The organism is Herbaspirillum sp. (assembly GCF_035644555.1).
Classification (GTDB): domain Bacteria; phylum Pseudomonadota; class Gammaproteobacteria; order Burkholderiales; family Burkholderiaceae_D; genus Herbaspirillum.
Genome location: NZ_DASQOH010000035.1, coordinates 18,758 through 40,833, shown reverse-complemented (window position 1 = coordinate 40,833; position 22,076 = coordinate 18,758). Strand labels below are relative to the sequence as shown.

Below are 22,076 nucleotides of genomic sequence, written 5' to 3'. Positions count from 1 at the left end.
TTCCCGACAGCGTTTTGTCAGTTTCCCGGCACACGACGCGCCAAACATTTTCCACGCATAAATATCTGGGAAAACAAACGCAAATTTCCTCGCGCAATTCGTGTGCAGGCGGCCTAAAGCAAAACGCATTCTGTTACGATAAAACCAGACAGCTCAGCCATTGAACCGGAGCTGTCCCATGAGGCATTCACCCATAATATCGGCGTCAATTTCATCAGGGAAATCGAACCGCTTTCAGTACGGTAACCAGCGACAGGCAAAGACCTGAATTCGATATGTTGAAATCCATCGCCTTAGAACAATTGCGTTTGGGCATGTACGTCCATTCCATCCCCGGAGGATGGATCAAACATCCTTTCTGGCGCAAGTCATTCAAGATCGAAAGTCTGGAAGACCTGCAGACACTGCGCGACTGCCCGGTGGATGAGGTCACCATCGATACCGCCAAGGGCCGCGACGTCGCGCCCGAGCATCTGGAAGAAGACGAGGACGAGGAACACGACGGCGAAGCGCTGGCGCTGGCGACCGAAGCCGCCGCTCTCGCAGCTGCCGCCGCCCGTCGGCCGCCGCAGCGCACCGAGACCACCGTGGAACGGGAGCGCGCGGCACGCATCATCTCCTCCTCCAAGTCCACCGTGCTCAACATGTTTTCCGAAGCACGCATGGGCAAGGCGGTGGACGTCAAGGATGCCGCCGAGCTGGTGACCGAGATCACCTCCTCGGTCTCGCGCAATGCCGATGCACTGATCAGCCTGGCCCGCCTGAAGACCACCGACGATTACACTTACATGCATTCGGTGGCGGTCTGCGCAATGATGATCTCGCTGGCCAACCAGCTGGGCATGAGCCAGGAACAGACCCGGCAAGCCGGCATGGCCGGGCTGTTGCACGACGTCGGCAAGATGGCCGTGCCGCTGGACATCCTCAACAAACCCGCCAAGCTGACCGAAGAAGAATTCGCCTCCATCCGTTCGCACACCGTGCAGGGCCACAACATCCTGCAACAGATCGAAGGCATCGGTGAGGTCGCGCTGGATGTCTCGCTGCACCATCACGAAAAGATCGATGGTAGCGGTTACCCCTTCAACCTCAAGGCCGACAGCATTTCCATCATGGCCAAGATGGGCGCGGTATGCGACGTCTACGATGCCATCACGTCCAACCGTCCCTACAAGGCCGGCTGGGACCCGGCCCGCTCGATCCGCCACATGGCCAGCAGCGCCGGGCATTTCGACCCGGTGACCATGCAGGCTTTCGTCAAGGCCATCGGCATCTATCCGACCGGATCCTGCGTGATCCTGCAATCGGGCCGCCTCGGCGTGGTGGTGGACCAGCGTCCCGACCACCTGCTCACGCCTCGCGTGAAGCTGTTCTATTCGACCCTCAGCCGCATGCCACTGAAAACGGAAATCATCGATCTGTCCCACGGCAACGACAAGATCGTGGCTTACGCCGACCCGGCCAAGTGGGGCATCCGCAGCCTGCCCAGCATCGACCTGCTCTAGGGCCTGTTTACTGCCCAAAAAGAAACGGCGCCAGGTTCTCTTCCTGGCGCCGTTCCCATGTCAGTGCTGCCGCAAACCGGTCTCAGTCACGTTGCGCAAATGCCGCCGTCGACGCCAGCTCATTCAACAATGCCACGGTGGAACAGCACGACACCTCGTAGGGGTTGAGTTCGCCGGTGACCGAATACTTCAGCAGCAGGGAACGATTGATCTTGTCCAGCCGGATCTTGCCCATGGTCCAGGAAGAATACTGGCGCTCGTCGATAGCCTCATAGGCCAGCAGGATCACGTCCTGGTGCCGCGCATCGCCCAGCAGCCGGCCATACAGGCGATTGACCTGGTCGCGCCCGCCTTCGAGCACCTGCACGAAGATGGTATCGCTATAGCACAGCACCCCGGTGATGCCCTGTTGCGGATTGCGCTGACGCGACGCCGCCAGGATGCCTTCGATGGTCTCGTGGGTGATGGTCTCGCGTGCGCGGCTTGCGTAGATCAGACGAACCAGCATGATTAACCTCGTTGACGTTGGGAAATCAGCGCCAGGAATTCACGGCGCAGGTTGGCATCACGCAGGAAGGAGCCACGCATGACGCTGTTGATCATCTTCGAATCCATGTCCTTGACGCCGCGCCAGTGCATGCAGAAGTGGTCGGCCTCCATGACGATGGCCAGGCCGTCCGGCTGCAGCTTCTGCATCAGCAGGTCGGCCGCCTGCGAAACCGCCTCTTCCTGGATCTGCGGACGGCTCATCACCCACTCCAGCAGGCGCGCATACTTGGACAGGCCGATCAGGTTGGAGTGTTCGTTGGGCATCACGCCGACCCATACCTTGCCCATGATCGGGCACAGGTGGTGCGAGCAGGCGCTACGCACCGTGATGGGTCCCACGATCATCAGCTCGTTGAGGCGCTCGATGTTGGGGAACTCGGTCACCGGCGGCGCCACCTGATAGCGGCCCTTGAAGACTTCATTGAGGTACATCTTGGCCACGCGCTTGGCGGTGTCCTGGGTGTTGTGGTCGCTCTCGACATCGATCACCAGGCTCTCCAGGACAGCAGCCAGCTTGGATTGCACTTCGGCCTGCAACTGCTCCAGTTCACCCTCCTTGATGAAGGCGGCAATATTGTCGTTGGCGTGGAACCGCACGCCGGCCGCCTTGATGCGCTGGCGGATGCGGGCCGAGACCAGTTGCTCGTGCACGCTCGGTGCGGCGGTGGCAGCCTCGGGAGTGGCCGCGGCCTGGTGTTTTTCTGTTGCCATGATGGTATGCGATCACGCCCGGCGGGACCGCAGAGTTGGGAGTGGCGCCATTATGCACGGAAATGCGCCACCGCATCGACGCCGAACCTGCGTCAAGCCCGAGTCAATCCAGCGCTCCGCAAGGTCGGCACTTAACTACCGTTGATGATAGTTTTCCGCACTTTACAACGACCTAACCGCTGCTTACACGGTTCCCCACCATCATCGCTGCCAGTGCTGCCACGCCCGCCACGGTGTCGGCGGCCATGCGCGCCGGGCATCCAGCCAGGCCGCCCACCGGGGGATCGCCATGACATTCCAGTTTCGCCTTGCCGGCGCCTGCGCGCTGGCCGTTTCGCTGTCGGCCTGCAACAGCCCGGCGCCGATGATCAGCGGGCCCACCAGCGTGCGCCCGGCCTACCAGGTGCCCAACGTGGAAAACAACGGCGCCATCTTCCGGGTCTCCAGCGCCCAGCTGTTCGAGGAACCGACCACCTACAACGTCGGCGACATCATCAAGATCGACATCTCCGAATCGATCAGCAGCAGCAACAAGGCCGCTACCAGCAACAGCCGCGACAGTTCGCTCACGCAGAAGGGCCCAGGTTCGGGCGCGCCGCTGGGCGGCCTGTTCACGCAACTCTACGACGCCAACTATTCGGCATCCGGCAACAACACCTTCAAGGGTTCGGGCGACAGCAGCAACACCAACACCATGAGTGGCACCTTGATGGTCTCCATCGTGGAGGTGCTGCCCAACCGCAACCTGGTGGTGGCCGGTGAAAAACGCATTGGCGTGAACGGCAACATCAACACGCTGCGCTTCTCGGGCGTGGTGCGCACACGCGATATCCGGGGCGGCATCGTGGCCTCATCCAATGTCGCCGATGCGCGGCTGGAACAGGTCGGCGGCGGTTCCATCGCCGATGCCAGCACCGACAACAACTTCTTCCGGCGCCTGCTGACGATCTGGTAAGCACGGCGGCGCGGACCATGAACAACGGCAAGCCAGGCTTGCCGTTGTTCATGGATGCTTCAGGATCGTGATGGGGCCCATCCAGCTCCGCCCTGCCCTCAGAAACCGTTGGCGGCGCTCCGCATATTGTCCGGCGAATTATCCGCCACGATGGGGTTGCCCGGGAACAGCGCATCAATCAGGGGCGCCAGCTTGTCGCCGGCGGAAGCCCACTTGTCCTGGCCGAAGGACCCCAGCCGGTATTGCGCCGTGCCCAGCACGCGACCGTCGCGCCGCAGGGTCAGGGCGGCATAGGTGAGATAGGGGGTGTAAGCATCGGTGAAGACCTTGGTATCCCACTTGACGTAACCGACGTAACTCAGGGTCACCGGGCAGGCCAGCGCCTGGGTGCCGGCATCATAGACCCGGCTTTGCACCCCGTGCTTCTGCAGCTCGCCCTGCAAGCCCGGCACGAAATCGCTCAGAGCCACCGAGCCATTCCACTCGATGCAGACCTCGCGGATCGGATCCTTGCTGTAGACGATGGGATTTTGGGTCGTGTTGGGTGTCATCGCCTTGACGCTGGACGCCGCCGAGCCCACCAGACCGACGGCATCCACCAGAGCATTACCGGAAGTGACGACACAACCCGCCAGCGATGAAACCAGCAAGGTGGCAGTGATGATGGTGCGCATGATGCTCTCCCCCGAGCGCAATCCGATGTGCCGCATCCCGCATGGCGCGGGTGGCCGGATCACAGGCTGCCCATCATAGCGGCGCACGGCAGGGCGGCCGTTCCGTTTTACCTGTATTTACGCTGGCCGCTTGCGTGCTTAACAGCAGGCAGCATGACGCAAAGCGTCCCCGGTTTGAGCGCACTGCGCATAGCCCACGGCGCTGGCAGTGCTGGCACAATAGCCGCCTGTGGCGCCTTGTGCCCTTCCTCCAAGGAGATTTCCATGTCCGCTTTCCTCCCCCGCACCCTGCTGGCCGCGCTGGCCCTGGTCGCGCTGCCGGCCGCGCAGGCCGACACCCTCAAGTCCGAAGCCGAAGTGCGCGCCCTGACCGACAAGGTCATGGCCCAGGCCGGTGCCGGCCGTACCGACGACGCCTACGGCATGCTCTCGCCGTATGCGCTGGTCGATATCCGCGCCTTCGAAACGGCCCGCACCAACGCCCGCAGTTCGCGCATGGCCATCGAAGCCCTGGTCGGCAATTCGGTCGGCTATGAATTCATCCGTTCGGAAAAGGTCGGTGAATCCCTCATCAAGCTGACCTACATCGAAAAGACCGAGCGCCAGGCCATCCCCTGGATGTTCATCTTCTACAAGGCGCCGACCGGCTGGGCGGTCAGCACCTTCAGCAACGGCGCCAACGTCGACGCGCTGTTCGATCGCTGACGCCAGCCCGGCGACGATCCACTCAGATCACGCGCTGCGGCTCCAGGTCGGCACTCTCGATCTCGCTGGCCACACCCGATATCTTGTCGGCGATCAGACGCGAGGAACCGCAGGCCGTGGTCCAGCCATTGGAACCATGGCCGGCATTGAGCCAGAGATTCGGATAACGGGTCGCGCCGATCAGCGGTGCACCATCGGGGGTCATCGGTCGCAGGCCGGCCCAGTATTCCACCTTGGCCAGGTCGGCGCCCTGTGGATAAAGATTCTTCAGCGACTTCAGTGCGGTGGCGCAATCGCGCGGCGTGACGCGCGTGTCCCAGCTGCCGATCTCAGCCGTGCCGGCGGCGCGGATATGCTGGCCCATGCGCGTGATGGCCACCTTGTAGTATTCGTCCATGACGCCACTGCGCGGTGCGCTGGCAGGGTCTGCCACCGGCACCGTGATGGCATAGCCCTTGACCGGATAGATGGGCAGGTCCAGGCCGAGCGGCTTCAACATCGGCACCGAAGCACTGGCGCAGGCCACCACGTAGGCATCGGCGCGCAGCGTGGCGTTCCGTGTGCGCACGCCGCTGACCTGACCACCGGCCACCTCGATGGCCTGCACCTCTGTGGACAAGTGGAACTCCACGCCGTGCGCCTGCAGCCAGGCCGCCAGGGCGCGCGCGAACAGCGGGCAGTTGCCGGTCTCGTCCAGGGGCAACAGCAGCCCCCCCTTCAGTTCGTGACGCGCTGCGTGCAGGCCGGGATCGAAGGCCACGCAGCCATCGGCATCCAGCAATTCGAAAGGCACGCCGGCTTCGGCCAATACCTGGGTCGACAGGCCGGCATTGTCCAGTCCCTCCTGCGTACGGAACAGCTGCAGGTTGCCGCCAGTGGTCTGTTCGTAGCGGATGTCCAGGCGTTCGCGGATCTGCTTCAACTGGCCATGGCTGTAGCGCGCCAGACGCCCCATGCGGGCCTTGTTGATGGCATAGCGCTCAGGCGTGCATTGCGCCAGGAAGCGCTGCAGCCACCTCCACTGGTGCGCATCCAGGCGCGGTGTAAAGCGTAGCGCCGCCTCGATGCCCAGCCAGCTCTGCACCGACCATTTCAGCGACTTGCCCGGCATGCCCGGTGCGGCCCAGGGCGTGGCGTAGGACGGACAGACGTGTCCGGCATTGCCCACGCTGGTCTCGGCCGCCACTTCGGCGCGGCGCTCAACCACGACCACTTCATGGCCGCGCTCGCGGAGGAAATAAGCAGTGGTGACGCCGACGATGCCGGCGCCCAGCACGATGATGCGCATGGTTTGGACTTCTCGAAGAAAGATGAATGACGTAAATCTTATAAATTATTTCGTGGATGACAGCATGTGCACTACAGCGTCAGGCCACCATCCACATGCCACACCTGGCCGGTGACATAGGACGCCGGCGGGCTCAGCAGGAAGCCGATCACATTGGCAATCTCCTGCGGCTGGCCCAGGCGCTGCATGGGAATACGCGCCAATGCCGCCTGCCACGCTGCCGGATCGATGGCCGACTTGGCCGGATCACTCTTCTGAACGTAGCCCGGCGCCACCGCGTTGACCGTCACGCCTGCCGGTGCCAGTTGCACCGCCAGTGACTTGACCAGCGCCTCGATGCCGGCCTTGGCCGCCGCCGACGCCGGGAAGCCCGATTCGCCCAGCCGATACACATGGGCCACGAAGGAACTCACCGCCACCACCCTGCCCTGTCCACTGGCCATCAACGGCTCGCGGCACGCCGTGACCAGACGGAAGAAGCCGCTCAACAAGGCATCCAGCGAACGCGACCAGTCCGCCTCGGAGAGCTCGCCGATGCGCTTGCGATCGGCAAAGCCGGCATTGGCCACCAACGCATCGAGGCGGCCGTGTTGCAGCAGCGCCGTATCACGCAGATGTGCGGCGGTCTGCGGATCGGCCAGGTCGCCCAATGCCAGGGTGCAGCGCGCCCCCAGAGCGCGGCAGTGTTGCGCCACCGCCTGCAGCTCGGGTGACTCGCTGCGCGCATGGAGGATCAAGGCCACGCCGGGCGCGGCCACGGTGGTGGCGACCGCCGCGCCAATGCCGCGGGCAGCGCCCGTGATGAGAATGGTACGGACGGTTTCGCCATCGATGGCGGGGGAAGATGCGCTCATGGTCCTGAAGAAAAGAAGGCGCGTTCCCGGATGCCGGGAATTGACGTGGATGCACGTCGGCGCAATCCCGCCATTTTAGCCAAAGCCAGTCGCGGCGTGGGCTTGCGGGCTGTCGATTGCTGTCCTGCGCGATGTGCCGGCCGACCGTTCTCCATTACAATGGCCGGATTTTCAGGATTCACGGCATGCGCCACCGGCCATGCTGGTCCATGTGATGACGCCCCTTCCCATGTCCGACCTTCTACCTGACCCATGCCAGCATGCGCCCCGGGCGCACAGGGCATGGTTCGTGCATGCGATGCGGGCATCCCTCTTCCACGGAGCCGGCCCCCGCCCTTCGCTGGAATCACGCGTTTCGTAACCAAGGAAAAACACAGATGTATCAATGGGACTTCGGCTCGCTCTGGCAATTCAGGAGCATCATCGGCATCGGCTTCGTCTATACGCTGAGCTATACGGTTGCCTGTATTGCCCTCGGCTTGCTGGTGGGCCTGGTGGTCGGTCTGGGTCGGCTGTCCACCAACCCCTTCATCTCCGGTCCGCTGCGGGCCTTCGTCGAAGTGTTCCGCTGCACCCCGGTGCTGGTGCAACTGGTGTGGTTCTACTACGCGCTGCCGGTGCTGCTGGGTATCGAGATGTCGGCCGGTACCGCCGCCATGCTGTCGCTGGCGCTGTACGGCGGCGCCTTCTATTCCGAGATCATCCGCGGCGGCATCGTCTCCATCGACCTGGGCCAGTCCGAAGCCGGCTGGGCCCTGGGCATGACGCGCTTCCAGCTGATGAAGCGCGTGATCCTGCCGCAAGCCTTCAAGCGCATGACGCCGCCGCTGGTGAACCAGTCCATCATGCAGCTCAAGAACACCTCGCTGCTGTCGGTGCTGGCCGTGCCGGATCTGCTGTACCAGGGCCAGATCATCGCCCACGAAACCTATCGTCCGCTGGAAATCTACACGCTGGTGGCGATCATCTATTTCGTCATCCTGCTGCCAGCCACCATCTGGGCCAAGCGCCTGGAAAATCGCCTGTCGGCGCAGCATGGTTGAGGAGAACAGGATGAACACCCAGGTCAACAACAACGCCAACGCGATGATCCAGATCAGCAATCTCAAGAAGGCCTTCGGCGAGCACGTGGTGCTCAAGGACATCTCCATCCAGATCGGCAAGGGCAGCGTGGTCGCCATGATCGGGCCATCCGGCTCGGGCAAGTCCACCCTGCTGCGCTGCCTGAACCTGCTGACCGTGCCCGACCAGGGCGCAGTACGCATCGGCGAGCGCCACTTCGAATTCGACGGCCGCAAGTCTCGTCTGCCCAAGGATCGTGAACTGGCCGCCTTCCGCGCCCGCACCGGCATGGTGTTCCAGCATTTCAACCTGTTCCCGCACATGACGGCGCTGGAAAACGTGATGGAAGGCATGGTCACCGTGCTGCGCACGCCCAAGGCGCAGGCCCGCACGCAGGCCATGGAGCTGCTGCAGAAGGTCGGCCTGGCCGACCGTGCCGACATGTATCCACAAAAGCTCTCCGGCGGCCAGAAGCAGCGCGTCGCCATCGCCCGCGCCCTGGCCATGCAACCGGACGTGATGCTGTTCGACGAAGCCACCTCGGCACTGGACCCGGAACTGGTGGGCGAAGTGCTCAACGTGATCCGCAGCCTGGCCGCCGACGGCATGACCATGATCCTGGTCACCCACGAAATCGCCTTCGCCCGTGAAGTCGCGGACCAGGTGGTCTTCATGCGCGACGGTGTGGTGGTGGAAGCCGGACCGCCGTCGCAGGTGATCGACAATCCGCAGCAGGCGGCGACCCAGGCCTTCCTGTCACGTTTCAATGCTTGATTACCTGTTACATTGAATTACGTTCAACGTAATTCATGAGAATGGCGTGTCACCTGTTTCGGTGGCGCGCCATTTTCATTTCCGGTGCCATCGACAGACGGGACGGGCGCTGAAAAAAATCGAGTTCTTGCGCAGTTTAGCCAGTGCCGACTCGACATGGTTATCCGGATCAGGCAGCGTACCGCTTTCCCGCAACCGTCCTTTCTGGAGAAACGCAATGAAAACGTCTGCCAACGAAACCATCGTGGTCAGGGCGACCACCCGTGAAAAGCTGGTCATCTCCGCCAAGGCGCGCAGGCTCGGCCTGGATGTACCGGACCTGATGTGCAAGGGCGCACTGGCCTACGAAGGCGGACAGATGGATGAGGCGCTGGGCGAACTGGCCAGCCAGGCCCGACAGGCTGCCGAGCGGGCTTGTGTCGCCATCGATGAGACGCTGGACTTTGTTGCCGCCAGCAACGCCCGCCTGGAGGCACTGGAGGCGCAACGTCAGGTCAGCGCGGCGAGGTCCTGATGTTCGGTCTCACCGGGCGGCTGTGGGCAGCACTGACAGCCATCATCAAACTGGAAGACAAGGTCACGCGACAAAGCGAAGCGATCCGCCAGCAACAGGCCAGGATAGAAAATCTGACCGAGCGCATGATCAGGCTCGAGGCCTTGCTGGAAGTGGTGATCCGCTCCAGCGAATTCAAACGTCTCAATTGACGACAAACGCCCGGCCTTCGACGGGCAGTTCCATCCCTTCCCCGAATTAAGCAAAGTTCTCAACCCGGCCCTGCACAGGCAAAAAAAACCACACCATCGCTGGTGCGGTCCGAGTGCTGGCGTGCGGGACGCCGGCCTGCACTTACAGCGGGATCTGCGGCGGCACATCTTCCGGCTTCACGCCGGAGAGCTTTTGCAGGTTGCCCAGCACGGTCGGCTTGATCTTGCCGGCAGCGCGCTCGGCCACAATCCACTTGTTGATGGTCTCGACCCAGGCCTTGTCTTCTTCCTTGGGCACGCCGATGTTGGTGGAGGTCGCCTCCAGCGGTTGCGGCACGTACATCTTGCCCAGCGAAGGGTTCTTCTTCAGGATGTTCAGCGCCAGCAGCCACACCAGCACCTGCGCATCGACACGCCCGGTCTGCAGCGCCAGGGTGGCGTCATCGGCCTTCTCCAGGCGCACGATGGTGGCATTGGGGCAGACGCGGCTGATCATCTGGTCGTGCGAAGAACCGATGTCCACGGCAATCTTCACTTCCGGCTTGTTCAGCTCGGCCCAGGTCTTGAATTCCTTCTTGGAGACCACGGTGAAGGCATTCAGGAACAGCGGTTCGGTAAAGCCGATCACTTCGCGGCGTGCCGGGGTCGGATTCATGCCGAAGAACAGGTCGATCTTGTGGGTCTGCAAATCCAGCACCGAGTTGCCCCAGGTGGTTTCGGTGATGTCCAGCTTGACGTTCAGGCTGGCCGCCAGGCTCTTGGCGAAGTCGATCATGAAGCCGCCCCATTCACCGCTGGCCAGATCCTTGTTGTAGTAAGGTGCAGCACCACGCACGGCGCCGATACGCAGGGTCTTGGTACGCTGCACGCGGGCCAGGGTCGGTTCGGTTGAGCCGGTCGCAGCGGCGGCCTGGGCGAAGACGTTCGGAATCGCGCTGGCAGCGGCAAGGCCGGCCACGCTGGTGATGAAACTGCGACGGTTGGTCATTTCTCTGTTCTCCCTGATTTGGCGGATGGCGCCGCCACCGCGTGGACGGCAGCGTTGCGCAAGTGGTCTGCGCCCGGCCCACGCCGGACGGCGTCAAGGATTTTAGCCCAGCCGCAGGCGGCCCGCCCGGGCAATTGCCAGCCGCAGGGACCCGAGTGCGGCTGCCTCCCAGCAGGCAGGAAAATCTTCCCGGCTACCGCACAAACAGTCGCGGACTCACACCGTTGAACGAAATCTGACAGCCTGCGCATGCGTGCAAGCCCGGTTGAAGATTTTCTTACAGCCACGCCATCCGGGTAAAACCGGGTAAGGCCGACGCTGCACGGAAACCCGCAAGCTTAATCTGGGACCTCTCGCATCGACGCCGCACGGCAATGCCACGATTGCCATGCACACGCACGCGAGGACCAGTCAACGGGGGGATTTCATGCGTATTGAACAAACCAGCCAGCGTAGGGGCGGCATCGTGCTCGCCTGCCTGAGCGCGGTCGCCCTGGGCGGCTGCGCCAACTTCAGCGAAGTCAGCGCCGGGCAGGACGAGCTCTATCAGGTCTCGGCCACGGGCGTGAGCTACACCATGTCCATCCCTGCCCTCACCGCGGCAGCGCGTGAAAAGGCCCGCGACTTCTGCGGCCGGCAGCAGATGCAGGCCGACCTGCGCCAGCTGGTGCGCGGTTGGCGGCCGATGCAGGTGGACCTGTATTTCCGCTGCCAGCCCACGGGTGTGAGCTTGCAGGCGCTGCTGGACTAGGAGCCCGAGGCCGCCGGGAAATCGCGCTCGCACAGCGGCTGGCCATCGGCATCGATCGCCTCGGCCAGCTTCACTGCGGCTACACCCAGCGAAGCGACGGCATCGGCAGCATCGAACAGGACCACCTGCACATCCCCGTCGACAGGCTGCACCGAACGCGCCAGCAGCCCCTGCGCACCCCGCAGCACGACCTGCAACTGGATCTCGCCCTCTGCATCGTCGATGGCAAAGAAGGCGCTGGCCTGCGCGGCCTGCGCACCTGCCTGCGCCAGCCCAGCCTCCAGTTCCGACAGCATCTGCAACGTACGATATTCCGCATTGCCGGTCTGCTTGGCACCGTGGAACAGGTCCTGGTACAGGAAGTGCAGCTGGCACTGCGCCGCCTCGCCGGATTGCCCGGTCAGGCATTGCTGCATCAGCGGCGTGATCTGCTCGCTCCACTGGCGGAAGCGCTGCGCGCGCGCTTCGAAATAGGCATCGGCTGCCGCCTCTTCCGCCGGAATGGCATAGAAGGGATCGTCCACGTCCTTCAAGGCGAAGCCCAGCAGGAAGCGTAATTCGAGCGCCTCATCGTCAGCTCCGAAAGCGCTCTCCGGCCAGCCGCGCATGCTGCGCTCGATGGCCGGCACGCTCAGTATCTTCTTGTCGGTGAGCGAGGCGAAGGCGTCGCGGTTCATGGCCTCGACTTCGCTGAAGCTGAGCGCATTGATTTCTTCAGGGTGATAGAGATGGTGCACCAGCACCACGCGCGCGCCGGTGCTTTCCAGACCGGCCTCCTGCAGGCTGGTACGCAGCGCATCGAAGGCATCGCCATCGGCCAGTGCCAGCGCTTCCTTCAGGCCGCCACGGGTGCGCACCAGCAGCGGGATCAGGAAGGCGTTGATCTCCAGCTCCTTCTCTCCCCGTCGCAGCACGATGATGTCCGCGCCCTCTTCCACCACCTCGCGCAAGAAGGCATGACCACGCTGGTCGTCGTAGCGCAACTGCTCCAGGGCCTCGTAGAGGGTATCGTCGTCGCGCTCGCGCAGGGTATTGCGCACCATGCGCTCCAGCTCATCCTGGCCGGTACGGCGACCGCGATGGTCTGGCGCACTGGCGGCCACGGCGCTGGCCAGGGCCACCATCTGCTGCACACGCAGTTCATCTTCGTCCAGGCTCTGCGAGGCCGCGTGGGCCTGATGCTGGCGCCGACGTGCCGCTTCGGTGGAGACGTGGGTGCGGGGCTTGTCGCGCACCGGACCCTGGGTGGCCGGCTTGGCCGCCGGGCGGGACTGGCTGGCAGCCGGTTTCCGGGCTGCGTTCGAGGGTGATTTGCCGGAGGGGCGCTTGGCTTGATTCATGTCTTCCTCGCTCAATGCAGCGGTAATTTTTCAGAACTGGAACGGCCAGGCAAGGTCGCCAGGAACATCCCCGCCAGGGCCACCGCAAAGGCCGTGGCCTGTAGCGCCGACAGGCTCTCGCCCAGCGCCAGCACACCGACCACGGCTGCCGATATCGGCAGCATCACCGTGAACACGCCCGCACGCGCGGCCGGCACCACCTTCAGGCCGGTCATCCACAGCCACACGGTCCACACACTGGCGGCCAGCGCGTAGAACACCAGCAACAGCCAGATGTTGGCCGGCACCGAGACGAAGTCGAACTGCAGCGCGGTATAGAGGCCCATGGGCGTCATCAGCAACAGCCCCCACAGGTTGATGACGGCGCTGATGCGCTTGGGCGTGAGCACGGCGGTCAGCTTCTTGCCGATGACGGCATAGGCGGCCTCACACAGCACCGCACAGAACACCAGCACATTGCCCAGCCACGCGTACTGGCCGTGGCTGGCTGCGGCCGCTGCTCCGTGATGATCCTTGGCCAGCGACAGCAAGCCGATGCCGATGGCGCCGCAGGCCACCGCACCCCAGACGCGCAGGCTGATCTTCTCCTTCAGGAAGACCCAGCTCATCACCGCCACCACCGCCGGAATCGCCGACATGATCACACCGGCCGAGACCGCATTGGTCATCGACACACCGGTGATCATGCACAGCGTGAAGAGGAAATTGCCGAGGAAGGATTCGAGGAAGACCAGCCAGCGCGATTGCGAGCTCAAGGGCTTTTCATCGGCAGGTTTCTTCAGCCAGCGCAGCATGGCGATGGCGCCGATGCCAAAGCGCAGCCAGGCCAGCAGGAACACCGGCAGCATCGCCGCCAGCGGTTTGGTCAGCGCAACGTAGGCGCCCACCATGGACATGCTCAGGATCAGGCAGCCGTAGCCCATGGGGCGGCTGGGGGTGTAGCTCATGTGCGGTTTGATGTTTGTCTCGGGACCAGGCGCCGTGAAATGTGGCGCGCTGGGGGAGCCAGCATTTTACCCGCTCAAGAGCTACCGACCGAAACGTGACGCACGGTGGCATTCGCCGCTCATGTTTACCACGCCGCCAGAATCCCGCCCTTGAACTCCGTCTCGATGTACTGCTTCACCTCCGGCGACTGATAGGCCTGCACCAGCTTGCCCAGCCAGGGCTGGCCGCGATCCTTCTCGCGCACGGCGATCAGGCAGGCGTAGGGGCTGTCGCCGCTTTCCACCACCAGGCTGTCGCGGGCGGGATTGAAGCCGGCCTTGGAAGCGTAGTCGGCGTTGATGGCGGAGGCATCGAGGTCATCCAGCGTGCGTGGCAGTTGCGCGGCGTCGATCTCGACGAACTTCCACTTCTTCGGATTTTCGGTGATGTCGATGGGGGTGGCGTTGGTGCCGATGAGCGGGTCGATGCCGGCGCGCAGTTTGATGACGCCATGCTTCTGCAGCAGCAACAGCACGCGGCTTTCGTTGGCGGGGTCGTTGGGGATGCCGATCTTGGCACCGGTGGGGACGTCCTCAAGCTTACGGTACTTCTTCGAATAGATCGCCATCGGGCCGATCATGGTCTTGCCCTCGGCATACAGCTTATAGCCGCGTGCCTTGATCTGGGCATTGAGGAAGGGGCGATGCTGGTAGCTGTTGGCGTCGAGTTCGCCCGCATCGAGGGCGGCGTTGGGCTGGATGTAGTCGTTGAACTCGATGATCTTGACCTTGTAGCCTGGATTGTCGCGTTCGAAGACGCGTCGTGCCTGCTCAAAGATCTGTGCGTGCGGACCACTGGTGACGCCGACGCGGATCACCTGATCCGGTGCGGCCTGTGCCGTCCCGCCAATGCTGGCGAGCGCGCACAGGGCGATGCCGGAAATCCATTTCGCTGCGTTGAATTTCATTGTCTTCCCCGATTGAAAAAGGTCCAATGTAGCGACCGCTCAAGCGGGGCGGAAGGAATGATTTCCGCTTTGCATATGTGCTGCGCGCATGTGCCAACACGCGCCAGCCCCCGTGATGGAATCAGGCGTGTTCGACTGCCGCCACCTTCCGGAAACCCGCGCCTACGTGCTCTTGCGGCAGGGTCGCGGCACGCTGGAAGAGTTTTTCGCGCAGGCTGCCCTGCGCGTATTCGCGCTTGTAGGAGCCGCGCTCCTGCAATACCGGAATGACCAGATCGACGAAGTCTTCGAAACTCTCCGGCGTCACCGTGCGGGTCAGGTTGTAGCCGTCGATGCCGGTGTCGGCGACCCAGCTTTCCAGTTCATCGGCGATGCGATCCGGGGCGCCGACGATGCTGGCATAGCGGCCACCCAGTTCGAGTTGCTGCAGGAGCTTGCGCTTGGTCCAGTTCGATTCCGGTTGCGTGACCGCCTTGGTGAGCGACTGGATGGCGTTGGTCTTGGCAGGGCGGATCGGTTCATCCAGGTCGTAACGCGAAAAGTCGATACCGGTGCCGGCCGAGAAGTGGGCCAGGCCGGCTTCCGGGCTGGCGTAACTGGCGTATTCGCGATAGCGGTCCTGGGCTTCCTGCTCGGTGCGGCCGGTGACCACGGTCAGGCCCATGAAGATCTTGATCGCCTCCGGATCGCGCCCCTCGCGCACGGCGCCGTCGCGTATGCTCTGCACCAGCTTGCGGGTGGCATCCTTGCTCTGGCTGGAGATGAAGACGCACTCGGCATGACGCGCGCCGAAGGCCTGACCACGCCCGGAGGAACCGGCCTGGTACAGCACCGGCGTGCGCTGGCGCGAGGGTTCGCTCAGGTGGATGCCCTCGACGTGATAGTAGTCGCCATGGTGGGCGATCTTGTGCACCTTGGCCGGGTCGGCATAGATGCGGCGCGCGCGGTCGCGCAGCACGGCACCGTCTTCCCAGCTGCCTTCCCAGAGCTTGTAGACGACCTCCATGAATTCGTCGGCGCGGTCATAGCGCTGGTCGTGTTCCAGCTGTTCGTGCAGGCCCATGGCGCGGGCGGCGCTGTCGAGATAGCCGGTGACGATGTTCCAGCCCACGCGTCCCTTGCTCAGGTGATCCAGGGTGGACATGCGGCGTGCGAACAGGAACGGGGCTTCGTAGCTCAGGTTGGCGGTGATGCCGAAGCCCAGGTGGTCAGTCACGGCAGCCATGGCCGACACCAGCATCATGGGATCGTTGACCGGCAACTGGATGGTTTCGCGCAGGGTGAGGTCGGTATTGCCCTGGTAGACGTCGTAGACGCCGACAATGTCGGCCAGGAACAGGCCATCGAACTTGCCGCGTTCCAGCAGGCGCGCCAGACCGGTCCAATAGGCGATATCGGTGTAGTCCTGCGAACGATCGCGGGGATGCGTCCACAGGCCGTGATTGATGTGACTGACGCAGTTCATGTTGAATGCGTTGAGGCGGATTTCCTTCCTGCTCATGATGGCTCCCGGATGGCTCAGAGCGCGCCGTGACGCGGTGGCTTCTGGCCGTTGAGCACGTAGTTGCCGATGGCGTGGTATTTCCAGCGCACCGGATCATGCAGGGTGTGGGTACGGGCATTGCGCCAGTGGCGATCGAGGTTGTGCTCCGCCAGAGTGGCCTGCGAACCGGCCAGTTCGAAGAGCTTGCTGCCGGCGGCCAGCGAGACATCAGTGGTCAAGACCCGCGCCTCGGCCACGGCGATGGAGGCAGCGGCCACACTGTCCTCGGTCGGCTCTGCGGCGGCGGTGTCGAGCCGGTCACCGGCACGCTGCAGCAATGCTTCGGCGGCATGCAACTGGATGGTCAGGTCGCCTACTTCGCGCAGGGTCAACGGATCGTCACCGGCGCGTTCGACACCGCTGTCGATCCAGGGACGCGATCGGGTTCGCACGAATTCCAGCAGGTCGGCATAGGCGGCGCGGGCGATGCCCAAGTCGATGGCGGCGTGCAGGATCTGCGCCAGCGGGCCGATCTGGGTGGGGCGCGTGAAGGCCGAGGCAAACCCGATCACGGCGTCGGCCGGGACCTGTACGTTGTCGAATACGGCGCTGCCGCTGCCGGTGGTGCGCTGGCCGAAGCCGGACCAGTCATCGATGACAGTCAGGCCGGCGGCATGGCGCGGAACGATGGCCAGTTGCTGCACGCCCTGTTCGTCGATCACCGAGGTCGGAACCCAGTCGGCGTAGAGTGCGCCGGTGGCGTAGAACTTGCGACCGTTGATGCGGTAGCCGGGGCCGTGTGGGTTGGGTGCGAGGCTGGTCTTGCGGTCGTGCGAGGTGCGTGTCCCCAGCTCGGCCAGGGCATTGCCGAAGCGGTCGCCCTGCAGTACGCGCTCGAAGAAGAAACGCTTCTGCGTTTCGTTGCCGTTGACGCGGATGAGTTCCACCGCATAGAAGTGATTCTGCGGAATCTGTCCGAGCGAGCCATCGGCAGCGGAGATGATGGCGATCACTTCAGCCAGCGTGCCATAGGACACACCGGCACCACCGTATTCACGCGGCACGCTGATGCCCCACAGGCCGGAACGCACGTAGCGCTCCAGCTCGTCCCAGGGGAGCTTGCGTTCGCGGTCGCGCAGGCCGGCTTCACGGCGGAAATCCTCGGCCAGCTTGCGGGCAGCGGCCAGCGCCTCGGCCTCGTCGCGGATGCGGGCGACCAGGCGGGTGGAGGTGGCCGAGGGCGGCGGCAGGGTATCGATCAGGGAGGTGGAAGCGGCAGCAGTCTGGGTCATGGCGGGCGATAAGGTTCGGGGAGAAGTCAGGGCTGGTCGGGGCAAGCTCAATGGAAAATGGGAGACCAGTGGCGCAAGCCTTGCGTCAGCAGACGTTCATTAGAGCAAAGCGACCTGTGAATCCGAACGAAGCATTACGCATGTGCTTGTTTGCTTTTCGCATGCTGTCCATGGCGCGACCAGCGCCGGGCCATGGGTTGATGCCCTCGGGCAAGCGCGGCAGCACTGTATTTCCAACCAGTATTCGGGGGCGAAATGCGTTAGAATGCGCCGACGTTTCAGCTTAAGTCTTTATCAAGAATCACCGCCATGCTCACCCTCACCGAACTCGAAGATGCAATCAACTACTGGCGTCAGCAGCGCCCGGCCAGCGGAGAGGAGTGCGCACTATCCCCCGAAGTCAATGCCCTCGCCGGGCTGTACGCGCTGATGATCTTCCATCGCCGCCACGAGGTCGACCTGGACCAGATCGATACGCAGGCGCGCCAGCTGATCGAGGCGTGGCTGGCCAGCTGAGCCGCCGCCGGCAGATCGATACGGTCACGTGGCCGTAAGCGCGTTATCCTAGACTCCTTGATGATGTGTCTGCCCGCTTCGCAACGGGCACTCCCTGAAAGGATCGACAATGCGCAAGGACCCCGAACAGACGCCCCCGTCCGCTCCCCGCAAACCCGCCAGCCGCTCAGCCGCGCCGGCGGTCAAGCCGCGCGTGGCACTGGTGCTGCAAGGTGGTGGCGCGCTGGGCGCCTACCAGGCAGGGGTGTACCAGGCCCTGCATGAGCACGACCTCACGCCGGACTGGGTGGTAGGAACCTCAATTGGCGCCATCAATGCCGCCCTGATCGCCGGCAACCCGCGCCAGACCCGGATCGCCCGCCTGCGGGAATTCTGGGAGACGGTGGCCCATCCCGACCTGTTCGACCTGCGCCAGGTTCCGGACGCACTGCGTCCCTGGGCCACCCGCGTGACCACGCTGGATACCTTCCTGCGGGGTGCACCCGGCTTCTTCCGGCCGCGCCCGCTCAATGCCTTTTCGCTGGGCCTGCCGGTGTCACCCGAGGACGCCAGTTTCTATAGCACCGCCGAACTGGGCGAGACCCTGGCGCGGCTGGTCGATTTCGATTACCTCAATAGCCAGTCGGGTATCCGCATGACGGTGGCGGCGGTCAAGGTCACCTGTGGCACGCTGGTCAATTTCGATTCGCGCGAGCAACCGCTGGGACCGGAACACGTCATGGCCAGCGGCGCCCTGCCCCCGGGTTTCGCACCGGTGCGGGTGGATGGCGAGCTGTACTGGGACGGCGGCCTGTATTCCAATACACCGCTGGAGGCCGTCCTCAACGATGAACCGCGCACCAACCTGCTGTGCATGATGGTGGACCTGTGGCACTCCGACGGCCCCGAGCCGCGTACCCTGGAAGAAGTGCAGACGCGGGAGAAGGATGTCACCTTCGCCTCGCGCTCGCAGCGCCATATCGATGCCTACCTGCAGCAGTATCGGCTGCGCCGCGCCGCCCATGCGCTCTACAAGCGCTTGCCACGCGAACTGCTGACCCAGCAGGACAAGCAGATGATGGCCGAACTGGGCGCCGACAGCACCATCCACATCGTGCGCCTGGCCTACGCCGGACGTGACTGGAACATGGCCTCCAAGGATGTCAACTTCGCCCGCGGGTCGGTGATGTGGCGCTGGGAACAGGGTTACCAGGATGGGCTACGCGCCATCGCGCTGGGCAAGGGCTGTCCGTTCGGCGAGAGTGATACCGGCATCGTGGTGCATGACCTGCCCAGCGGGCAGACCCATGTGCGCCCCGGCAAGAGCGCCGCGGGCGCGACTTGATGGCCCGCAATACGGCCGGGGGCTGGCCGTCGCATAATGTCCACGCGCGCCGGACTATTTTTGTGCGGCGCACAAATAACCCTTGATTTCACCAAAGAAGTGCATAAAATAGGAATTGTTGCGGCGCACAAAATCAAGATTGTCAGTTGATTCTGGTCGAAAGCCGCTCTCGAACGCCGATTGTTTAACGTCACGCGCGTCGGCACGCTCATTTGTCATATCACCTAGGAGATGAACATGTTTTCGTACCAAGATCAGTTTTCCGCCGCCACCAAGGCCAACCTGCAAGCCCACCTGGACCTCATCAACAACCTGACCGCCAAGGCCTTCGAAGGCGTGGAAAAGATCGTTGAGCTGAACCTGTCGGCCACCAAGGCCACCCTGGAAGAAGCCACCGCCGCCGCCAAGCAGCTGGCCGCCGCCAAGGACCCGCAGGAACTGCTGTCGCTGGCCGCTGCACAGGCCCAGCCGGGCGCCGAGAAGGCTACCGCCTACAGCCGTCACCTGGCCGGTATCGTGTCCTCGACCCAGGCTGAATTCACCAAGGCGGCCGAAGCCCAGATTTCCGAAACCAGCCGCAAGCTGTCGGCCCTGATCGACGAGATCAGCAAGAATGCGCCCCCGGGTTCGGAACAGGCCGTGTCCATCCTGAAGGCCACCCTGACCAACGCCAACGCCGCCTACGAGCAACTGTCCAAGAACTCCAAGCAGGCCGTGGAAACCCTGGAAGCCAACCTGGCCAACGCCACCAAGCAATTCACGGCTGCGGCTGAAAAGACCGTCGCTTCGGCCCGCGCCAAGAAGTAAGCCAGGCAGCAAGCCAAGGCGTCAGGCAATACTGAGCAAGGCAAACGAAAAACGCCGCTCCGGGCAACCGGAGCGGCGTTTTGCTTGGGCGGTCCGACAATCAGCCCTGCGCCACCATGTCCAGCGCCAGCGCCTCGGCCACGCGGATGCCATCGATGGCAGCCGACATGATGCCACCGGCATAACCGGCCCCCTCGCCGGCCGGATACAGACCCTTGGTGTTGAGGCTCTGCAGCGTGTGGTCATCGCGCTTGATGCGGATGGGTGAAGAGGTGCGGGTCTCAATGCCGGTCAGCACGGCGTCGTGCATGGAATAGCCGCGGATCTGCTTCTCGAAGGCCGGCAGCGCTTCGCGGATGGCCTCGATGGCGTAGCTCGGCAACGAAGGATTGAGGTCACCCAAGGTCACGCCCGGCTTGTAGGAGGGTTCCACGCTGCCCAGTTGCGCCGAAGGACGGTTGGCGATGAAGTCGCCCACCAGCTGGGCCGGCGCATTGTAGTTGCCGCCGCCGAGCTCATAGGCGCGGCTTTCCCATTCACGCTGGAAGGCCACGCCGGCCAGCGGATGCCCCGGATAATCGGCCGGCGAAATGCCGACCACGATGCCGCTGTTGGCGTTGCGTTCGTTGCGGGAGTACTGGCTCATGCCATTGGTGACCACCCGGCCCGGCTCGGAGGTGGCCGCCACCACCGTGCCGCCCGGGCACATGCAGAAGCTGTACACCGAACGGCCGTTGGAGGCATGGTGCACCAGCTTGTAATCGGCCGCGCCGAGGATGGGATGGCCGGCGCCGGGGCCGAAGCGGCACTTGTCGATCAGCGACTGCGGATGTTCGGCGCGGAAGCCGATGGAGAACGGCTTGGCCTCGATGTAGACACCACGTTCGTAGAGCATCTCGAAGGTATCGCGGGCACTGTGGCCGATGGCCAGCACCACATGGTCGGCCTCGATCTGTTCACCGGTGGCCAGGGTCAGGCCACGGATGCGGCCATCCTCGATCAGTACATCCTCGACCCGCTGTTCGAAGCGGAATTCACCGCCCAGCTTCTCGATCTTGTCGCGCATCAGCTGGATCATCTTGACCAGGCGGAAGGTGCCGATGTGGGGCTTGCTGACGTACATGATTTCCGGCGGCGCATCGGCGGCCACGAATTCGGACAGCACCTTGCGACCGTAATGCTTGGGGTCCTTGACCTGGCTGTAGAGCTTGCCGTCGGAGAAGGTACCGGCGCCGCCTTCGCCGAATTGCACATTGGACTCGGGCTTGAGATCGCGCTGGCGCCACAGGCCCCAGGTGTCCTTGGTGCGCTCGCGCACGGTCTTGCCGCGCTCCAGGATGATCGGGTTGAAGCCCATCTCGGCCAGGATCAGCGCGGCGAACAGGCCGCAGGGGCCGAAGCCGATCACCACCGGGCGCTGCTTCAGCGTGGCCGGGGCACGGGTGACGAAATGGTAGGAGGTATCCGGCGTGGGACCGACATTGCTCTTCTTCGCATGGCGCTGCAGGACCGGCGCTTCGTTGCGAAGCTCGACATCGATGGTGTAGGTCAGGGTGATGGCCGTCTTCTTGCGGGCATCGTAGCTGCGCCGAAACAGCGTGAAGGACAGCATCTCGTCGGCCGTGATGCCCAGGCGTTCGAGGATGGCGGCGTTCAGTTCGTCTTCCGTATGGTTCAACGGCAGGGTGAGCTCAGAGATGCGCAACATGTGCGGGGACTTTCAACAAGGCTGGGGATGCAGGAGGTGGCGCGCCACGGCGGCCGGCAGGGTCACGGCGGGCGGGCTGCGCGAAAGGCGACATTCTACTCCAGCAGGCTGGCCGACCCAACCCGCTGCCGCCCGAGGCCAGTTGCGCCGGCGAGACAGGGGCCGGGCCGACCGCCAAAACAAGTTGCACT

The 22,076-nt window shown here is 63.7% G+C and carries 23 protein-coding genes; 11 read left to right on the top strand and 12 right to left on the bottom strand.

The window, feature by feature from the left end; genetic code table 11:
- Positions 1-275: 275 nt before the first annotated feature.
- Complete coding sequence (locus VE092_RS09210) at positions 276-1,505, top strand: HD-GYP domain-containing protein (protein WP_324875974.1); 1,230 nt, start codon at positions 276-278, stop codon at positions 1,503-1,505.
- A gap of 82 nt (positions 1,506-1,587) precedes the next feature.
- Here VE092_RS09210 and VE092_RS09205 read toward each other — a convergent pair whose 3' ends face one another.
- Positions 1,588-2,013, bottom strand: a complete 426-nt coding sequence (locus VE092_RS09205; protein WP_324875971.1) for a BLUF domain-containing protein — start codon at positions 2,011-2,013, stop codon at positions 1,588-1,590.
- Between the two features lie 2 nt (positions 2,014-2,015).
- Positions 2,016-2,765, bottom strand: a complete 750-nt coding sequence (folE, locus tag VE092_RS09200) for a GTP cyclohydrolase I (RefSeq protein ID WP_324875969.1) — start codon at positions 2,763-2,765, stop codon at positions 2,016-2,018.
- 289 nt (positions 2,766-3,054) lie between these two features.
- On the opposite strand from folE, the gene VE092_RS09195 reads away from it, so the two are divergent.
- On the top strand, positions 3,055-3,720 hold the full coding sequence (locus VE092_RS09195; RefSeq protein ID WP_324875967.1) for a flagellar basal body L-ring protein FlgH: 666 nt from the start codon (positions 3,055-3,057) through the stop codon (positions 3,718-3,720).
- A gap of 98 nt (positions 3,721-3,818) precedes the next feature.
- Here VE092_RS09195 and VE092_RS09190 read toward each other — a convergent pair whose 3' ends face one another.
- A complete protein-coding gene (locus tag VE092_RS09190) occupies positions 3,819-4,394 on the bottom strand; it encodes a cell division protein FtsI (protein WP_324875965.1) in 576 nt (191 codons plus the stop codon).
- A gap of 264 nt (positions 4,395-4,658) precedes the next feature.
- Between VE092_RS09190 and VE092_RS09185 the strand changes: the two genes are divergently transcribed.
- Positions 4,659-5,099 (top strand): hypothetical protein, encoded by a 441-nt coding sequence (locus VE092_RS09185; RefSeq protein ID WP_324875963.1) that lies wholly within the window; start codon positions 4,659-4,661, stop codon positions 5,097-5,099.
- Positions 5,100-5,121: 22 nt separating this feature from the next.
- Here the strand turns inward: VE092_RS09185 and VE092_RS09180 are convergent, their stop codons facing one another.
- Complete coding sequence (locus tag VE092_RS09180) at positions 5,122-6,387, bottom strand: D-amino acid dehydrogenase (RefSeq protein WP_324875961.1); 1,266 nt, start codon at positions 6,385-6,387, stop codon at positions 5,122-5,124.
- Between the two features lie 71 nt (positions 6,388-6,458).
- Positions 6,459-7,241: an SDR family NAD(P)-dependent oxidoreductase gene (locus tag VE092_RS09175; RefSeq protein ID WP_324875959.1), complete on the bottom strand. Its 783-nt coding sequence runs from the start codon at positions 7,239-7,241 to the stop codon at positions 6,459-6,461.
- Positions 7,242-7,618: 377 nt separating this feature from the next.
- On the opposite strand from VE092_RS09175, the gene VE092_RS09170 reads away from it, so the two are divergent.
- The 4 genes from VE092_RS09170 to VE092_RS09155 all read left to right on the top strand — a co-directional run bounded on the left by VE092_RS09170 (position 7,619) and on the right by VE092_RS09155 (position 9,782).
- Positions 7,619-8,284 (top strand): amino acid ABC transporter permease, encoded by a 666-nt coding sequence (locus tag VE092_RS09170; RefSeq protein WP_234295106.1) that lies wholly within the window; start codon positions 7,619-7,621, stop codon positions 8,282-8,284.
- A gap of 10 nt (positions 8,285-8,294) precedes the next feature.
- Positions 8,295-9,077 (top strand): amino acid ABC transporter ATP-binding protein, encoded by a 783-nt coding sequence (locus tag VE092_RS09165; RefSeq protein WP_006463392.1) that lies wholly within the window; start codon positions 8,295-8,297, stop codon positions 9,075-9,077.
- A 217-nt stretch (positions 9,078-9,294) separates the two neighbouring features.
- Positions 9,295-9,591, top strand: coding sequence for a hypothetical protein (locus VE092_RS09160; protein ID WP_324875956.1), 297 nt, complete (start codon positions 9,295-9,297; stop codon positions 9,589-9,591).
- Positions 9,591-9,782, top strand: a complete 192-nt coding sequence (locus VE092_RS09155) for a hypothetical protein (protein ID WP_324875955.1) — start codon at positions 9,591-9,593, stop codon at positions 9,780-9,782. The genes VE092_RS09160 and VE092_RS09155 overlap by 1 nt, the downstream gene beginning before the upstream one ends.
- A gap of 142 nt (positions 9,783-9,924) precedes the next feature.
- On the opposite strand, the gene VE092_RS09150 is transcribed toward VE092_RS09155, so the two are convergent.
- On the bottom strand, positions 9,925-10,770 hold the full coding sequence (locus VE092_RS09150) for a transporter substrate-binding domain-containing protein (RefSeq protein WP_324875954.1): 846 nt from the start codon (positions 10,768-10,770) through the stop codon (positions 9,925-9,927).
- A 427-nt stretch (positions 10,771-11,197) separates the two neighbouring features.
- Here VE092_RS09150 and VE092_RS09145 point away from each other — a divergent pair, with 427 nt between their 5' ends.
- On the top strand, positions 11,198-11,521 hold the full coding sequence (locus VE092_RS09145) for a hypothetical protein (protein WP_102664024.1): 324 nt from the start codon (positions 11,198-11,200) through the stop codon (positions 11,519-11,521).
- Here VE092_RS09145 and VE092_RS09140 read toward each other — a convergent pair.
- The 5 genes from VE092_RS09140 to VE092_RS09120 all read right to left on the bottom strand — a co-directional run bounded on the left by VE092_RS09140 (position 11,518) and on the right by VE092_RS09120 (position 17,530).
- On the bottom strand, positions 11,518-12,861 hold the full coding sequence (locus VE092_RS09140; protein ID WP_324875951.1) for a DUF2863 family protein: 1,344 nt from the start codon (positions 12,859-12,861) through the stop codon (positions 11,518-11,520). The genes VE092_RS09145 and VE092_RS09140 overlap by 4 nt on opposite strands.
- Before the next feature lie 11 nt (positions 12,862-12,872).
- A complete protein-coding gene (locus VE092_RS09135; protein WP_324875949.1) occupies positions 12,873-13,808 on the bottom strand; it encodes a DMT family transporter in 936 nt (311 codons plus the stop codon).
- A gap of 125 nt (positions 13,809-13,933) precedes the next feature.
- Positions 13,934-14,755 carry a MetQ/NlpA family ABC transporter substrate-binding protein gene (locus tag VE092_RS09130; protein WP_006463399.1) on the bottom strand — a complete coding sequence of 274 codons (822 nt, stop codon included), beginning with the start codon at positions 14,753-14,755 and terminating at the stop codon, positions 13,934-13,936.
- Positions 14,756-14,876: 121 nt separating this feature from the next.
- Complete coding sequence (locus VE092_RS09125) at positions 14,877-16,256, bottom strand: LLM class flavin-dependent oxidoreductase (protein ID WP_324875946.1); 1,380 nt, start codon at positions 16,254-16,256, stop codon at positions 14,877-14,879.
- Between the two features lie 17 nt (positions 16,257-16,273).
- On the bottom strand, positions 16,274-17,530 hold the full coding sequence (locus VE092_RS09120; RefSeq protein WP_324875944.1) for an SfnB family sulfur acquisition oxidoreductase: 1,257 nt from the start codon (positions 17,528-17,530) through the stop codon (positions 16,274-16,276).
- Between the two features lie 309 nt (positions 17,531-17,839).
- On the opposite strand from VE092_RS09120, the gene VE092_RS09115 reads away from it, so the two are divergent.
- From VE092_RS09115 to phaP, 3 genes are all read left to right on the top strand, one after another.
- Positions 17,840-18,046 (top strand): DUF3717 domain-containing protein, encoded by a 207-nt coding sequence (locus VE092_RS09115; RefSeq protein ID WP_324875942.1) that lies wholly within the window; start codon positions 17,840-17,842, stop codon positions 18,044-18,046.
- 109 nt (positions 18,047-18,155) lie between these two features.
- A complete protein-coding gene (locus tag VE092_RS09110; RefSeq protein WP_324875940.1) occupies positions 18,156-19,370 on the top strand; it encodes a patatin-like phospholipase family protein in 1,215 nt (404 codons plus the stop codon).
- 237 nt (positions 19,371-19,607) lie between these two features.
- A complete protein-coding gene (phaP, locus tag VE092_RS09105; RefSeq protein WP_006463404.1) occupies positions 19,608-20,177 on the top strand; it encodes a TIGR01841 family phasin in 570 nt (189 codons plus the stop codon).
- A gap of 100 nt (positions 20,178-20,277) precedes the next feature.
- On the opposite strand, the gene VE092_RS09100 is transcribed toward phaP, so the two are convergent.
- Positions 20,278-21,885, bottom strand: a complete 1,608-nt coding sequence (locus VE092_RS09100; protein ID WP_324875938.1) for an NAD(P)/FAD-dependent oxidoreductase — start codon at positions 21,883-21,885, stop codon at positions 20,278-20,280.
- Positions 21,886-22,076 lie beyond the last annotated feature (191 nt).